We start from the raw sequence: 16,765 nt of genomic DNA, 5'->3' as shown, positions 1-16,765 counted from the left end.
TCCGTGACAGAAATACACTTTTTGTCTAAAAATCCATTTTTTACCGGGCAAATGCCGATCCATGAGGATTTTATGCCCCTTATTTTATAAGCATTTTATTATATCATTTTCGATATACACACCTCCTCCAGCGCCACGTTAACCCCCGCGCAGAGGAAGTGCCAGAGACTTAACTTCTGTCCCTACTTCATGTAACCTTTCAGCGCCCACTCATACGTCTCGATCGCCTGCTGCAGGTTCATGTTAGCTGTCTCTTTGTCGATCTGTTTCTCCAGGAAGGAAACTTCCTCGCTCTTGTACTCCAGCTGGGTCGCCATGCCAAGCTCCAGCTTCTTCTGCATCGCATTCATCGTCTGCGTCTCTGCTGCCAGGGACGCATCGGCAAGCTGCAGGGCTGTCTGCTTCTGCATGATGTCGTTGTAGAGTGTCTGCATACCGGAGCGGATCGTCTGTTCCTGGTTCTTGATGGTGCGGTCCATGTTTTTCTTATCGGCTGAACCTTCTGCCATATTGGCATAGCCGCGCTTGTTGGACTGTAAGGACAGATTCTGTTCGAGCGCCGTCTGTGTGTCCGCTGCCAGGTTCATGGCTACGATCCGGGTGAGATCCGCCTGCGGCAGATCCTGGATATCTGGTTCCGCGTCATAGGACCATCCGGTCTGGACGCAGAGCTGCTGATGCTGGGCCTGAAGTCCCGCTTTTGTCTGGGTCAGCGTGGACTGGAGCGACTGCAGCGACTTCTGTGCATTTAACACATCAATCTGGGTCGCCTGACCGAGCTGCTGGCGCTTCTGGGTCATTTCCAGTGAAAGTTCCTGCAATTCCAGCGATTTCTCCATCAACGGAATTGTCTTTTTAACCTGATTATAAGCAGCAAACGCCGACTGCACCTGCGCGACAACCGCATCCTGGCTGTTGATATAGTCCAGACGGTCCATCTCGCTGTCGCGGTAAGAAGCATCGGCAGACTGCTGGGTTTTTAACGCATTCTGCTCCACCATGACGGACGCTGACATCAGGCTTGCGTAAGCACTCGCCATGCCCGGCACCGCCAGAAAATCCTCAATCTGATCCGCCTGATCCCGCAGGTTATCCGCGCTGTCGTACAGATCATTCGCCTGATTGTACTGCTTATCCTGCACTTCCTTCGCATTCTTTGTGTCGCGCCCTGCCTGATAGGTCGTCTGATTGTTTAAATACGTCGGGTTGTACTCCTGTACCAGATACGGCAGTTCGCTGTATTCCATCACATTGTCCTGAAGCTTCGCCCATGTATCTGCGTCATAAGCAAACTGCTGGCTGGCTGCCAGCGCCGCAAACGGTCCCTGCAATGCCAGAACCGCTGCTGCCGCTGCGGTCAGAAGCGCCGTTTTCCTTCTTCTATGTTTCATTTCCGGTTCCTACTTCCTTTCTCTTCCCATTCACATTACTGTTCACGCATACGTGCCCAATAACGGATTTTGCCGTGGCTTCGCATTTAAATACGGCAAATTCCTGACGAACTACTTGCTTACAATCAGGCCTCTAACTGCCCACTCATAATTTTCCACCGCCTTGGTATATTCCAGCTCGGCGGTCTTATACGATGCCACGCTGCTGAGCCAGGAACACTCAAGCCCCAAATAATTGGCTCTTGAGAGCATTCCCAGTGCGTTCTGGCGCTTTGCCGCCTCGTAACTCTGCGCGGCCGCCTGATATCCGGCTGCTGCACTGTCATACGCCTGCTTCTTGGATACTACCGCCGCATAGAGGTTCTGGATTGTGATCGCCACCGAATCCTCGGTATAAGCAACGTTTCTTTTTTTGACCGTACGGTTGGAAGAACCCGTTGCCTTATTTGCACGTACCGACATCAGATCATAATTCGCACTGACTGCCGCCTGTGTATCGGTACCCAGATCCATTGCCGCGATCCGGGACGCATCCGGAACCGGCACATCCGCAAAGGTTACCGGCGCATCCGCGTCAAATCCAAGTAGCATTAAAATATTCTGTTTGAGCTGCAATGCCCCGTTTTCTGCCTGCTGGGCGCTGGAATTGGCCTGTTGCAGCGCCTTCTGCGCCGTCAGGACCTCCTGCGCGGAAGCACGGCCGAGCGCCTGCATCTTCTGTGCGGCATCGGCATTTACCTGGCACATTTCCACATTCTTTTTCGCTGTTTCCACCTGCGGGAGCAGTTCCTCATACTGGATGAGCAAGTTCTGCACCGCCTTGACTAACTTATTCTTTGTCTGACGCAGGGTCCGGGCATAGGTGCCGGAAAGCTCCTTGTTCGTAAGCTTTGCCCCCTGTTTGCGCAGCTCTCTCGCTGCCGCCTTGTAGCCCTCAAACAGCTCTCTCGTCTCCGCATCCATATCGTCGGACTTCAGGTCCATCGCATCTTCCATGAGGGCGCTCGCCTCTGCCGCCAGGGCAGTTCCCGCCGACTGGCTGGTCGTCTGGCTGTAGAGCTGGGAACGCAGGTTTAAGTACGTGCTGTTGTACCCCTCGATTCGCCATGCGATCTCGCCATATTCCAGCGTCCCATCCTCTAGCTGTTCTTTGGTGTACGGGGAAGTTTCCTCCTCCACCTCGGTATTGCCGCCCGTCAGCACCGGACCGGTCGCATCGTCGCCAACCAGCGCATCTGAGCCGATCCCCGGCGTTTTAGCCGCATATGCCGGCATCGTCATAGCCGTGCTGACTAACGCCGCCTGTAAAAGAATGGCAAACAGTTTTTTCCTGTTTTTCTTCATCTTACTCATCTTCATTTCCTTTCGGCGCTCTGCGCGCCCGCTCCCGATTCTATCCCAGCGCCCCGTTTCAGGATGCCGAGTGTCAGGGCAAACCGTTCCCGGATACGGTTTTCCGGAACTCCGTCGTGAAAGCTCTTGATCTCCATCGCGATCGCCATCATCGCCATGCGGAAAAAACTCATATATTCCTCCCAGCCCATCTTCCGCAAGGATTTTCCCACGCACGACTCATAGGCGGCACGTTCCAGCTTCCGTCCACGCACGGCGCGTGGACTGTCCGGATCGGAGCTGAATATATCAAAGATCAGCGCCTCGCGGCTGCTGCACTCCATGATGTTGCGGATGAAATCGGTGCGTCTCTCATCGCGGCACAGGGCAAGCGAACCGTTTAAAAACTGCCCTAACATCTCCCAGATGTCCCCCTGCGCCTCTTCAAGGCAGCGCACGCCGCACTCATAAAATTCATTGATAAAACTCTCACACAGATATCCTAAAACATCCCATTTACTGTCAAAATACGTATAAAAACTGCCCCGGGAGATCCCGGCATCTTCTATCATACGGTTGAGCGATGCTTTTTCTATCGTTGTCCGCGTATATTCAGCCATACACGCGTCCCGGATTTTCTTCTGTTTTTCCTCCGGCAATCGCTTAAATCGTTCCGACGGCATCTTCTTCTCCCCCTTTTTCTATCCGTACAGGCAGCTTCCCCGCCCCGGGTCCGCCGCCTGACAGATTCACTGCTTAACCTGCTTTTCCTTAGTCGCAGTCCAGCTTATCATACTCATCTTCTTTGCCTTTTCCCATGTTATAAACCACCCGGTAGAAGGACGGAAGCAGTACCAGCGTCAGGATCGTCGCCGCAACCAGACCGCCGACGTTTACAAGCGCTAAGCCCTGCATCATCTTGCCCGCCTTACCAAATGCCAGACAGTTCGGGATCATCGCAATGATGGTCGTCAGTGTCGTCATGCAGATTGGGCGTACACGGATCGCACCGGCTTCTACCAGCGCCTCGTCTAACGGCATCTCCATCCGCAGCTGGTTCACCGTATCCACGTATAAAATACCGTTGTTTACAACCGTACCGACCAGCATCAGGAAACCAAGCATGGAGTTCATACTGATCGGGCAGTCCGCCAGAAACAGGAATCCAAAGGAACCGATCAAACTGAACGGGATCGTTGCCATAACCATCAGGGAGAATTTCGGGGACTCAAACTGGATCGCCATGACAATGAAAATCAGAAAGATCGCTGTGACAAGCGCCATTCCCAACGCGGAAAGCTCCTCGCCCATCGACTCATCCAGGCTATTGGTCGCCATCTCAACGCCGTACGGGAATTCCCAGTTCTGCACGAAGCTCTTGACATCTTTTTCAGCCGTCTTCTTATAATCTGCCTGTGCCTGCATCGTGATCGATACCTGGTACTGTTTCTCTTTTCGTGAAATCTCCTGTGGGCTATCCTGGTAGTAGATCTCTGCCAGATCCTCCAGCGGAAGCGTATTACCCGTCGCCGTCGTGATCATCATGCCCTGCAGTTTCGCGATGGAATCGTAGCGATCCGGCGCAAATTCTACCTTCACGTCCTGATCATTGCCGTTGACGGAGATCGTCGCCGCTTTCACACCGCTTAAATTACTGTATACCATCGAACCGATGCTGGCCGGGGTCAGTCCCTCTGCCTCTGCCTTAACCGGATCCACATTTACCTTGATAACCGGCGCCGCATTCTCAACAGAAGAATGTACCTGCATAACATCCTCGCGCTTGCGAAGCTCAGTTACCAGATCATCCGCTGCCTTCTTTAGGGTGTCGTAATCGGTACTCTGCAGATCCACCTCAATTGAATCACCGCTGCTCATGCTGCTGCTCATACTGCTGCTGCCCTGTTCCAAGGTAATGGTCGCATCAACGTAGTTCTGTGTCGCATATCTCCACTTCTCGATAACCTCGTCCGTGGAAAGTTTTCTCTTATCTTTTAAGTAGGCATTCAGCGTCACATCACTTCCGGAAGTCATGCTGACACCACTGTTTCCATATGTCATCAGGTAATGATCCACATCCTCGTCTGTCTCTACCATATTTTCCAGATCGAGCACAGTGTCACGGATCGCCGATACCGAATAACCCGGTTTCGTCTTGATCGTCATCGTGACGATACCTTCATCGATCGAAGACATCAGCTCCAGGTTCAGTCTGGACGCCATGAGGATGGACAGGACAACCAGCACTGCAGTCGTTCCGAATACAAGCGCATAGCGCTTGATGACATGCGGCATATGCTTGCGGTACCAGGCCTGGATGCCTTTGATGATGCGTCCTGCCGGCGCATGATCCTTCTCAACCGGATGCCAGAACATATAGCAGAGCGGCACGATGATGACTGCTGAGAATAAGGAAGCCGTCATACAGAAAATGATCGTGTACCCGAGCTGTGTAAAGAGCTGTCCAGACATACCATTTAACATCAGAAGCGGAATAAATACAACACAGGTTGTCAGCGTACCGCCGGTGATCGAGCCGATCATCGTGCGCGTACCTTCCAGCGCCGCATCATAGAAATCCAGTTTTTCCTTTGCCCGGAAACATCCGTCGAGGACGTTGATCGAGTTATCAACCATCATACCTACACCGAGAACGAGCGACGTCAGGGAAATAATATTCATTGAGAATCCCATCGCCGCCATACAAATGATCGCCAATACAACAGAGATCGGAATGGACGTACCTACGATGACCGACGCACGCAAATCGCCATAGAATAAGAACAGAATGATCATGGACAGGATGATCGCCAGGATCAGGGTCTGGATTACGCTGCTTAAAGACTGTTTCAGCGTGTCACTGGCATCATCTACCACGGTGATTTTAAGACCCGGATACTGCTTTTCAATTTCCTGCACCTTCTTGGTTACCTGGTTGGAAACCTCGATCGCGGTGGAACTCTGCTGTTTTTTGATTCCCAGGGAGATAACATCTTCGCCATTGTAACGTCCGATCGAGCTTGCATCCTCCAGCGCCTCATAGACATTTGCGATATCAGAAAGATGGATCGTCTCACCGTTTGCCAGCGGAAGTACGACATTTTTCAGACTTTCCGTGCTCTTAAATTCGTTGCCGACACTGACGTCGAGATCCTGTTTTCCAACCCGGACATCGCCCGCCGGGATCGTGAAATCGGCGGCACCGACTAACTGTGCAACCGTATTCATATTCAGGTGGTACTGTGCCAGTTTTTCCGGAATCAGTTCCACGCGGGTGTAGCTATCCTGACCGCCGGCAATCGAAACCTCGCCGACCGAGCTTAATTTCTCAAACTCAGGAACAATTTTGTCATCTACATATGTATAAAGGTTCTGATCAGCGTCGCCGCTGACTGCCAGCGTAACCGTCGCCATCGAGTTGATATCCAGCTCCATGATATTCGGATCGTTGGCATCGTCCGGCAGATCGCTCTGAATGCCATCTATCGCCTTTTTCAGGTTAATGTATGCGGTATCCATGTTGGTACCGTACTCATACTGGACAATGACGATCGATACATTTTCACGGGAAATGGACTGTACCTTATCGACCGAGTCCAATGATGTGATCGCATCTTCTTCTTTCTTGGTAACCAGATCGGTTACGTCCTCCGGGCTGGCTCCCGGATACACCGTAGCGATGATTAACATCGGCATCTCCATCTCTGGCGTCAGTTCCAGCTTCATGCCCATGACGGACTGAAGGCCGAAGTACGCGATGGTAATCAGACAGAGAATGATGGTAACCGGACGCCGCAGTGCGAGTTTTGTCAGTCGAATCATTCTTTGTCACCTGCCTCTGTCGTCTCCGCTGCTGTCTCATTGTTTCCGTCTGTCTGCGCGCCATCGGTATCCTGTGCTAACAGGACTTCTCCCTGATCCACCAGCTCGTTGCTCCAGCTCACGATGACCTGGCTGTCACTCGTCAGACCCGATTTTACTTCCATATTTTCATCGTCATAGATACCTGCTTCGATCTCGGTCTTCTCCGCTTTTCCATCCTCATAGAGATATACAAACGGGGCACCGTTGTCATAGCTGACTGCATCGACCGGAACGGTCAGCACCTGGCTGACATGGTCCATGATAACCGTCATTTTTACGCGAGAACCATTCGTAAGACCTGCTGCATCCGGCACCATCGCACGCGCGTCATAAAGGCCGCTGCTCTCGTTGACCATAGATCCGATTTCGGTTACAGTACCGGTGTAATCCGCACCATTTTTCTCCAACGTCACGCTGTCGCCCAACTCCATCGTCTGGTGGATCTTCTCGGTGATGCCGAATTTAACCTGTAACTGGCTGGCACCGGAGATCGTGCAGATCTCGCCTGCCGGAGATACATGATCATGCGGCTCGACGCTCCGGGACTCGATCACACCGTCGATCGGCGCCGTCACGGTCGTGTATTTCACCTGCAGATCGTACTGGTTCTTCGCAGATTCATAGGAAATCTTCGCATTCTGTGCGCTGTTTTGTGCCTGCTCCATCGCCTCCTGGGAGACAAAACCATCAGCAAAGAGCGCCTGGGTACGGCTTAAATTGCTGTCCGCATTCTTTAAGGCAACGGAAGCCGCATCCACCTGTAGCTTTAACGCTGTCAACGCGTCGGAATCGATCTTGCACAGCGCCTGCCCTGCCTGGACCGTATCACCCGCCTGGAAGTAAACCTCCAGCACCTCGCCGCTCATCTTCGGCATGACGCTCGCGCGGGACTGCGGCTCTACCAGTCCGGTCAGATCCGTGTACAAGCTGATGTCCTGACGAACCGGATTTTCTACTCTTACGGTTGGACGGGATTCATATTCCACCGCCGTATTCTTATGACCGCATCGGGACAAAACGACAGCGCCAACAACTACAATCGCAGCCAGCGCCAGAATCTTTCCTCTTTTTTTCATAATTTCCTCCATCTATGCTTGTTCTTGGTAAAAATTTTTCTCAGTCTATATTTTACTCATCTCGTATACACTTTGCCACTCCCAAGTTCGGACAGGTGTGTACACAAATTCGCCAAAATGTATCTATCCATGTTCATCTTTTTTTCATGGCACCCGAATTCTCCTGCCGCTGACCGTTTTTTCCGGGTACATGACAGCAAAAACGCAGAAAAAACCAACCAAATACCGCTGATTCCTCCTGCGTTTCCTTGTTCCATTTTCTAATTGATAATAATTCGTAACTGTTCAGTACCTTCACAGTCACGCGCAGACCTACTGAACAGTTACAATAATTCTCAAAACTGCCGGAAACCTGCTTTCCTAACGGACCTGCATAGGGTCACGCCCGGTGCATTTGCGGATCACGCTCATGAACGTGGCGACGCGCTCCTTCACATCCGCCTCATCCTTAAACGGCGCGTCAAACGCAACTCCCATAACCGAGAAAATGATGATCTGCACCGCCATCGCCGCCTCCGGCATCGTCAGGTTCTTAAACATACCAATCCGCTCCAGATGGTTATAAAAATACTGGTACACCTTTTCTCCCATCTGACGGCGCAGCGCCATGAACTGTACCGACTCGGACAATGCCCTGATATGCTTCTGATTTTCCATGATATACATATACAGCTGTGTCAGCGCCTTCTCCGGATCTGGCTGGCTCATCGTCTCTTCCATGACGCGCTTCATCTCGCGTTCCATCCGGTATTCCATCAAATCATATATATCTTTAAAGTAATAATAAAATGTTTTTCTTGTGATCCGGCTCCGCTCGACCAGCGCCGTGACCGTGATCTTCTCGACCGGTCTTTCCGACTCCAGCTCGATATAAGCCTCTACAATCCGTTCCTTCGTATTTCCCTGCTGCATACTCTTTTCCTCCGGCAAACCGTTGTTGTTTAAGTATAGTTTATAATTCAACAAACTGCAAGTATTGCCTGAAATTTCCATGTTCCTACTATGAATCCGCGTTACTGTTCACGGATAGGCACTTTTGGAACCGAAAGTGCCGTAAGAAAACGTGCTTACTTGTGAACAGCAGCCGATACGGCCGGTCCGATTTCGTGTTTCACACGCCCTTCCACCTGCGGCAGTTTCTGCGAGTATACAACCACCCGGTCGCCTTCCAGTATCTGCGTACCGCCGTCTGGAATGATGATCTGGCTGCCCCGCTTTATCATCACAATGATCGTATTCTTATAGAAGCGCGCCTCCGCGATCTTCTTACCACACCAGCGGTGATCTGGTGTCATCAAAATCTCTTTTAAAAGGATTCCCTGGCTGTCCGTAAAGCCCTCTGCACCCAAGACGACGGTATCCCCTTCCTGAATGACAGTCTGTCCTTTGGGCACAATCGTCTGCGCGCCGCGCCGGATCACTGTGATTAACATACCCGGAAGCATCTCGATCTCACAGATTTTACGGTTTTTCCACGGATGATTGTCCCCGATCGGAAGCTGCACGAACTGAATCTGCATATCGCCCGTATAGTCCGAGAACGTCCGCATGACATCGGTCGAGTTGTCGATCATGTCACATTTTTCTGCCACCTTCGGAAGCAGCGAACCCTGAAAAATGATGGAAAATAAAACAACGCAGAACACAATGTGGAATATATCATATTTCATATATCCCTCACTGAGCGTCGCCATGATCGCAAATACGATTGATGCCGCACCGCGCAGACCCGCCCAGGAAATAACCAGATACTGCCCGATCGGCGGTTTCGACGGTGCGAGCAGCAAGCCAACCGCCGCCGGACGCGCCACAAATGTTAAAAACAATGCGATTGCGATCGACGGAAGTACGATCGACGGCATCTGCGAGGGAAACGCCAGAAGTCCCAGTAGGAAAAACAGAAGCATCTGCATCATGCCGGTAAACGCATCAAAGAAGCCGACCAGCGCTTTCTGGTTTTTCAGATCCTGATTTCCAAGGATAATACCGGTCAGATACACGCTTAAGTAGCCATTTCCGCCAATCTGGGATGCAAGCGCGTAGGAAATGATTGCCGCCGCAAAGACAAAGATCGTGTCAAATCCCTCGCCATAAAAGGCATACCGCTTTAAAAGCCATGTCACCAGAAACGCGATCGCCGCGCCGGTCAAAAGCCCGAATGCGAGCTGGCGGATCAAAAGCAGAACCGCCGAACCGCCGCTCACACTCCCCGTCATCGCAGACAGCAGAATCACCGTCATCATGTACGCAAACGGGTCGTTGCTTCCGCTCTCTAACTCCAGCATGGATGCCGTGCCGTATTTGAGGTTCAGCTTGCGCGAACGCAGGATCGAGAACACGGATGCCGCATCGGTCGATCCAAGAACTGCGCCGAGAAGCATTCCTTCCATCAGTGCCATCTTAAGCACCAGATGACAGAACAGGCCGGTCAAAAGCGCCGTCAGCACTACACCCACCGAGGATAACAAAATCGACCGCCCCGCGACCGGCTTCGCCTCACTCCAGCGCGTGCCGAACCCGCCGTAAAACATGATAAAAATCAGTGCCACCGAGCAGACCTGTTCCGCCAGTGCAAAATTGCCGAATGGAATCTTAAAAATACCGTCCGATCCAAACAGCATTCCCAGCATAATAAAAATAAACAACGTCGGCACCCCCAGCCGCCCCGAAAGACGGCTTCCCGCGATGCAGACAAGGATAATAATCGCTACGACCAGAAGCGCAAATGAAGTTGAAATATGTATCATTCCTTTCTATGTTTAGTAGGTATCATAAATGTGGTGTTTTTATAATGATACAATATCTCTATGCCTCTTTCGTGTTAAGATTCCATTAAAAAGAGGAAATCTTACAGCGACAGATCTCCCTTCGCCCGCGCCCTCCGGTCGCGGATCGACTGGATCACCGGCACCAGGAACATTGCGACGATACCGCCCGCAAATCCATTGTTATAGAGGTTCATGCCCCCATACACGATCCCGACATTGAGCGCCACCGACGCGTGCAGAAAACCGGCTAACACGCCGCATAAAATTCCAAACTCTCCGGCGATCGGCGCCAACGTCGTGGAAAAGAGCAGCGCCAGAAGTGCCGACGGATTCGTGATATCCCACGCCCGGACGGTACTCGCAATGCAGACGCCCGCCATGATCGGGAAAATATTCCGCAAATGTTTTCCAGTCGCACTGAATCCAACGATGGTAAAGATTCCGCCGATCGTCGGTCCATTTAGGTTTCCGCCGACTGCCAGCACAAAGAAGGTCGCAAACAGACCATTGAGTCCCATGTTGAGAAGCGTCACCGCACCGCCCAATTCCAGCAGGTAATCGGTACCGCCGATTCCCGTTGTCGCAAGGAGTTTTTCATACCCTAAAAGCGTATCTTTTCCGCGCCACAGCACTGCCACCACCGACATGCCTGCAAACAGGACAAATAGCAGCCCTAAAAGCATCGCATCATTGCCGGAGGACCAGATAAGACGCGCCTCCGTCTCAATTCCAAAGGACTTAAACGTGGAGACCAGGACCGTCGCAATGATACCAGAGGCAAATCCCACATTATAAAGGGAATATCCCTTATGGGCATAGTGGGAATGCGTCGAGAGCGGCGGAAGCACGAATCCGATACAGATTCCCACCAGAATCGTCACACAGAAGCGCTGCCAGAGCGGCAGTTCCACCACGTGCATCAGCTGTGTGATGATCGGAGACAGGCTTGTTCCGTAGATGCCGACATAAATATAGTTGGATAAGTGCATTTTATGATATTTTGCATAGAGAAATACACCCAGAAAAATCGCCCAGATATTCATCAGATTTTTTCCGAACAAAGAGAATCCAAACATCAGACAGCAGGATGTGATCGTATGCCCGTCCATCTCCATCCCAAGACTATAGACAAAGTAGATGCTGATAAGCGCCATCATCCCGGCATTGACAAACGCGGCTCCCATGCCGCCGACCGCAATATAATCGGTGATCAGGAAATCCGGTTCCCTTATGATTTCATAGATACCAGTCACAATGGAGTCAAACGGCTGTATAATCAGCCCCACTGAAATGAAATAGATCGGAATCAGTGCCAGAAGAAAGAATTTCATCTCTCTGGACAGAGATTTCACTGTAGTCATATACGCACACCTTTCAAAAAAGGGATGCAAAAAAGATTCCGCATCTTTGCACCCCCGACTGTTAACATTCTATAAAAATGGTTACTATTCTATTGTATTGGATTTTCAACTGTTTTGCAACTGATTTTTTTCTCACTGTAACCCGTTATGAAACCCGTCCGACAGAACCGGCTGCCCCCATTCTCATGTGAAATTGTTACTCTTCCTCCGGCGCACTTCCCAGCACATAACCGCGCTCTTCCAATATTTCGCGCAGCTCATCAACCACCGCCCCCAGCTCTTTACCTTCCTCGTCGATCGTGATGTCTGCGTATTTCTCAAAATACGAGATCCTCTCATGGTAGAGATCCAGAAGTGTCATGCCGTCTTTCAGCGCCACGCCGCGGTCCTTGACATCGCCGACGCGTTTTACCAGCTCGTCATAAGTAATTTTCAGATAGACAACCAGTCCGATGGATTTTAAATGTTCCATCGCTTCCTTTCCGTAGATCACGCTGCCCCCCGGTGCGATGACCGCCTGCTCGGCTTCCACCCCCGCGTTGACGCGATTCTCCACATCGAGAAATCCATCCAGTCCCTGTTCTTCGATGATCTCGCGCAGACGCTTACCTTCCTGTTCCTGAATCAGCAAATCCACATCTATAAAGGAATAGCCCAGTCTCTTTGCTAAAAGCACTCCGACCGTGCTCTTTCCTGCGGACGGCATACCAATCAGGGTTACATTATTTTTCATCTTTGGCACCTCTTCTTTTTCTTTACACTCCATCCAAATGTTCCAAGAAGCTCTGAAAGCCCATAATAGCCGCCATGCGAATACACAATCGGTTCCGCCTTTGCAAGCTCCAGGCTGCCGCGCTCGTTGAGCCACTGCTCGTCCACGCTGACACCCGTTACCTCTGCCAGAAACATATGATGTGACCCCAGTTCCTTGACTTCGGTCACCCGGCACTCGATCGCGACCGGGCTTTCGGCGATCACCGGCGCCTTCACCGTCTGCGCCGGAACCGGTGTGAGCCCTGTCTCCTTCCATTTATCCACATTCCTGCCGGAGCGGACGCCGCAGTAATCGGTCGCATACGCCATCGACTCCGTCGCCAGGTTGATGACAAACTCACCGCTCTCCCGCAGCATATGGTAAGAATAGCGCTCCGGGCGCACCGAAATGTACGCCATCGGCGGGTTCGTACAGATCGTGCCCGTCCAGGCAATCGTGATGATGTTGCTGTTTCCTTCGCAGTCCGCCACTGTGACCAGCACCGCCGGAACCGGATAAATCATATTGCCCGGCTTCCACTGGGCGCGCGGTCCCGGAGTGTTCCGGATCTCCATCCGTTTTTTCAACTGTCCTTCCGGGTTCTGCCTTGCTCCTCCCCGGCGACGCTCTTCTGGCTTTCCAGCCGCTCTCTTCTGTGCCATCCCTATATCCTCTTAATCGTTGTCCGGGAGAAGTTTGATCCGGACCATGATCTGTTTCACCATGCTTCCTTCCGGCAGGCTCATATCATCGATATGCGTCTGTGCCGGCAGATCGCCCTCTTCCTCCAGCTCCAGGCTGATCCAGTTGTACGCTGCCTCCCGCGCATTTTCCACCGCATCCTCCAGATCCGGACCTTCCGCCTCGCAGCACTCCAAATCCGGGAAATATGCATCATACCCTTTTCCATCTTTCTTAGGCGTAAAAACCGCCGGATATACAAATGTCATGGTATCCTTCCTTTCCGTCCGACCTTCCTGCCCTGCACGAACTATCACTGGATTTTCCGTATGAAACAATCCCGTCCGCGCACTGTCACCTGATTTACTGCTCCAGTGTCACTGTCAGTGCCGGAATCAGCTGTTTCTTTCTGGAAACAACGCCCGGCAGTGTTGCCGTCTGCTTCAGCTCTTCATTTGCATCACCTACGTGGAACGCATCTGCCACAACCTGTGCCGCCCCCTGTCCAACACAGAGAAGTTCGGTCGTCTCCGTCAGGATATTCGTCAGCATGAAGAAGAGCATATCCAGACCTTCGTCCTCACGCGCCTTCTCCATAAACGGCAGCATACGGTTCTTCAGCTTTCCAAGCTCCTCTGCATTCAGGGAGTTGATCTGACCGACGCCGAAGTTTGTCTTTCCAGCTGAGAATTTCTTGAAATCCAGATACAGAATCTCTGCATCGCTCTTGCCCTTTAACTCGCTGCCTGCCTCAAACATCTGGTTTGCGAACTCATCCAGCTTGATGCCTGCCATCTCAGCCAGAGAAACCGCTGCTGCCCGATCCATCGGTGTGCAGGTCGGAGAACGGAACAGAAGCGTATCGGAGATGATCGCACTGCAGAGCAGACCTGCGATGGTCTTGTCGATCTCCAGCCCCTGTTCGCGGTACATCTGGAAGATGATTGTTGCCGTACAGCCGAGCGGCTGGTTACGGAAGAAGACCGGTCCGACTGTCTCCACAGTACCCAGACGATGGTGGTCAATCAGCTCCAGGATATTGGCATTCTCGATGCCGTCTACCGCCTGGCCGCGCTCATTGTGATCGACCAGAATCACGTTCTTGCCGCGCGCACCCAGTAAGTTACGGCGGGAAATCAGGCCTTTGTATTTGCCTTCTTTATCGAGTACCGGGAAATGACGGAAACGCTTGCTTGCCATCACATCCTTAATATCATCGATGAAATCATCTGTATCGAAGGTGATCAGCTTCTCAGTCTTCATGAAATAGCTGATCGGCATACTCTGGTTAATGAGACGGGCTGCCGTGTAGGTATCATACGGAGTTGTGATGACGGTACAGCCGCGCTCCTGTGCCAGTTTTTTGATCGTCATGGAAACGCCAGCGCCCTCACACACGATGATACAGCTTGCACCCATCTCGATCGCGCACAGCTGCGACTCATAGCGGTTGCCGAGGATAACCAGGTCGTTCTCTTCAATATAATATTCCATCATATCCGGATTAGCTGCCGCAATCAGGACTTTTCCTTTATCAAAGTACGCTTTCTCATCGCCAACAAAAATCGCGCCCTCCAGGGTCTCGATGATATTTGCATACTGGGTGCATGCCTTGGAAAGAATGCTGCTGTCGTATACATTCATATAAGAACGGGTGATATCGCCGACTGTGATCAGACCTTCCAATATATTCTTATCGGTAACAGCCGGAAGTGTTACCAGACCGTCCTCCTGCATCAGGTTCCATGCTTTTCTCAGGGAAATATTCTTGGAAACACCTGGAGTCTCGCGGATCTCAATATCCTTGACCTGCGTTTTGACGGATTTAATCAGTTTCGGCACATCTACCTTAAAGTAATCCAGTACGAAGGTTGTCTCCGGGTTCAGTTCTCCGGCACGGCACGGTACATATTCGCCGCCCGTCTGAAGTGTTTTGAAATTCGCATAGCCGATTGCAGAACAAATCGAATCCGTATCCGGGTTTTTATGTCCAATTACAATCGTTTTCTTTGCTTTTTCTGCTGCCATTTTTTCCTCCTGATTCGCACCGTGCGCTGCAAATTCTGCCATTTTTCTTTCTATCCTCTGTTTTGATAGAGAAACCTCTGATTCATGAAACTTTTTTGTACAAAATCGCCAATTTTCATAATCTGTTTACACGGTGTTCATATTTTATTCATATCTTATTTTTATACTAAAAGCATAAAAGATTTCACTTTTCAAATTTGTTTTATAGTGATTTTGCACATAGATTTTTCATAATTGCCCCGGATGCTTGACCGCTCCGGGGTCTCCTCTTGTCTACAGCATTTTTCGTCATATCTGAACGTTCTTCTATCCCTATTTTCTTCAAACGTCCAGCCCCTTTACCCTGCACTCTGTCACTCAAAACAAGGCGTCTAATCGTAACTGTTCAGCACCTTCACAGTTACGCCTAATCTAAGATCAGTCTCGCCGCCCCATAGATACCTGCATCATTTCCCAATGTTGCCAGGCGAACCTCGCCCTTATTCTCAGAGATCGGGGTCAATTCGCGGTAATAGCGGTCAATCCAATCCGTTAAAAAAGTCCCCGCCTTGGATACGCCGCCTCCGATGACGAAAATCTCCGGATCCACGGTCATCGAAATGGTCGCCAGCGCCCATCCGAGATAATAGCACACGGTGTCCATAACCTCCAGCGCCAGTGCATCCCCGGCTTTTGCCGCATCCAGCACATTTTTTGCGGTGATCGCATCACCGTAGGCACGCATCACCGATGCATCCGGCTTTGCCGCCATCTTCCGTCTCGCCTCCCTGGCGATACCGGTCGCGGACGCTACCTGTTCCAGACAGCCGTGTCCGCCGCAGTTGCAGGTTTCTTTCTCGCCCTCGCGGATATGGATATGACCGATCTCGCCGCCCAGTCCGTGGCGTCCTGCAACGATCTTCTGATCGTGTACCACGCCGCCGCCGACACCGGTTCCCAGCGTCACCATCACGATATCATGGCAGCCCTTGCCGCCGCCCTGCCACATCTCGCCGAGCGCCGCCACATTAGCATCATTACCGGAGCGGACCGGCATTCCATCTAATAACTCACTCAAAATCTTCTGCGGGTTCAGATCGCGCCATCCTAAGTTGACGCAGACCTCCACATAGCCGTCCGGCTGCACCGGTCCCGGAAATCCCATGCCTGCGCCGATCACGGCATCCATCGGAATTCCCCGCTCGTTCAATTTCTTCCTGATCGAAGCGGCTACATCCGGAAGAATGTACGCCCCATTCTCTTCCTTGCGGCTCGGAACCTCCCACTTATAAACAAGCGTTCCGTCCGTCTCAAAAATACCAATCTTAACCGTCGTTCCGCCGACGTCTATCCCAATACATTTTTTTTCCATGTCTGGATCCCTTCCCTTACGGCTGCACTGGCAGCCTTTCTTCTATGCCCTCATCTTTTTTCTGCGCTGGCTCTTATTATACGCAATGCATCCCCGTTTTGCAAGGTTTGGAAAGCAAAATACACCTGCCTGCCGGAGAAAGGCGCATTTCTGCTTAAG

General features: G+C 51.5%; 13 protein-coding genes. All 13 read right to left on the bottom strand.

The features are described 5' to 3' along the window. Positions 1-182: 182 nt before the first annotated feature. The 13 genes from DXC57_RS11155 to DXC57_RS11095 all read right to left on the bottom strand — a co-directional run bounded on the left by DXC57_RS11155 (position 183) and on the right by DXC57_RS11095 (position 16,606). Positions 183-1,391 (bottom strand): TolC family protein, encoded by a 1,209-nt coding sequence (locus DXC57_RS11155; protein ID WP_118652644.1) that lies wholly within the window; start codon positions 1,389-1,391, stop codon positions 183-185. 111 nt (positions 1,392-1,502) lie between these two features. Beyond that, on the bottom strand, positions 1,503-2,744 hold the full coding sequence (locus DXC57_RS11150; RefSeq protein WP_182457293.1) for a TolC family protein: 1,242 nt from the start codon (positions 2,742-2,744) through the stop codon (positions 1,503-1,505). A 2-nt stretch (positions 2,745-2,746) separates the two neighbouring features. Continuing rightward, entirely contained in the window at positions 2,747-3,406 is a 660-nt protein-coding gene (locus tag DXC57_RS11145) for a TetR/AcrR family transcriptional regulator (RefSeq protein ID WP_107001738.1), read from the bottom strand. Between the two features lie 88 nt (positions 3,407-3,494). Next, positions 3,495-6,545 (bottom strand): efflux RND transporter permease subunit, encoded by a 3,051-nt coding sequence (locus tag DXC57_RS11140; protein WP_118652640.1) that lies wholly within the window; start codon positions 6,543-6,545, stop codon positions 3,495-3,497. Next, positions 6,542-7,663 carry an efflux RND transporter periplasmic adaptor subunit gene (locus DXC57_RS11135; RefSeq protein ID WP_227589701.1) on the bottom strand — a complete coding sequence of 374 codons (1,122 nt, stop codon included), beginning with the start codon at positions 7,661-7,663 and terminating at the stop codon, positions 6,542-6,544. Before DXC57_RS11135 ends, DXC57_RS11140 begins: the two co-directional genes overlap by 4 nt. 360 nt (positions 7,664-8,023) lie before the next feature. Continuing rightward, positions 8,024-8,575 carry a TetR/AcrR family transcriptional regulator gene (locus DXC57_RS11130; RefSeq protein ID WP_181357261.1) on the bottom strand — a complete coding sequence of 184 codons (552 nt, stop codon included), beginning with the start codon at positions 8,573-8,575 and terminating at the stop codon, positions 8,024-8,026. A 155-nt stretch (positions 8,576-8,730) separates the two neighbouring features. Beyond that, positions 8,731-10,410: a potassium/proton antiporter gene (locus DXC57_RS11125; protein ID WP_118652638.1), complete on the bottom strand. Its 1,680-nt coding sequence runs from the start codon at positions 10,408-10,410 to the stop codon at positions 8,731-8,733. 101 nt (positions 10,411-10,511) lie between these two features. Next, positions 10,512-11,792, bottom strand: a complete 1,281-nt coding sequence (locus DXC57_RS11120) for a DUF1576 domain-containing protein (protein WP_118652636.1) — start codon at positions 11,790-11,792, stop codon at positions 10,512-10,514. A 196-nt stretch (positions 11,793-11,988) separates the two neighbouring features. Next, positions 11,989-12,525 (bottom strand): shikimate kinase, encoded by a 537-nt coding sequence (locus DXC57_RS11115; protein ID WP_022360009.1) that lies wholly within the window; start codon positions 12,523-12,525, stop codon positions 11,989-11,991. Next, positions 12,522-13,208: a flavin reductase family protein gene (locus DXC57_RS11110; RefSeq protein WP_338126573.1), complete on the bottom strand. Its 687-nt coding sequence runs from the start codon at positions 13,206-13,208 to the stop codon at positions 12,522-12,524. Before DXC57_RS11110 ends, DXC57_RS11115 begins: the two co-directional genes overlap by 4 nt. Positions 13,209-13,220: 12 nt before the next feature. Beyond that, positions 13,221-13,496 (bottom strand): type II toxin-antitoxin system HicB family antitoxin, encoded by a 276-nt coding sequence (locus DXC57_RS11105; RefSeq protein ID WP_107001743.1) that lies wholly within the window; start codon positions 13,494-13,496, stop codon positions 13,221-13,223. 94 nt (positions 13,497-13,590) lie between these two features. Next, positions 13,591-15,255, bottom strand: coding sequence for a putative manganese-dependent inorganic diphosphatase (locus tag DXC57_RS11100; RefSeq protein WP_118652766.1), 1,665 nt, complete (start codon positions 15,253-15,255; stop codon positions 13,591-13,593). Positions 15,256-15,661: 406 nt separating this feature from the next. After that, a complete protein-coding gene (locus DXC57_RS11095; protein ID WP_117796613.1) occupies positions 15,662-16,606 on the bottom strand; it encodes an ROK family glucokinase in 945 nt (314 codons plus the stop codon). Positions 16,607-16,765: the final 159 nt, after the last annotated feature.

Origin of the sequence: Clostridium sp. TF06-15AC (assembly GCF_003481165.1) — a bacterium.
Classification (GTDB): domain Bacteria; phylum Bacillota; class Clostridia; order Lachnospirales; family Lachnospiraceae; genus Otoolea; species Otoolea fessa.
Note: the sequence above shows the minus strand (reverse complement) of the source record. Positions and strands in the feature narration are given on the sequence as shown.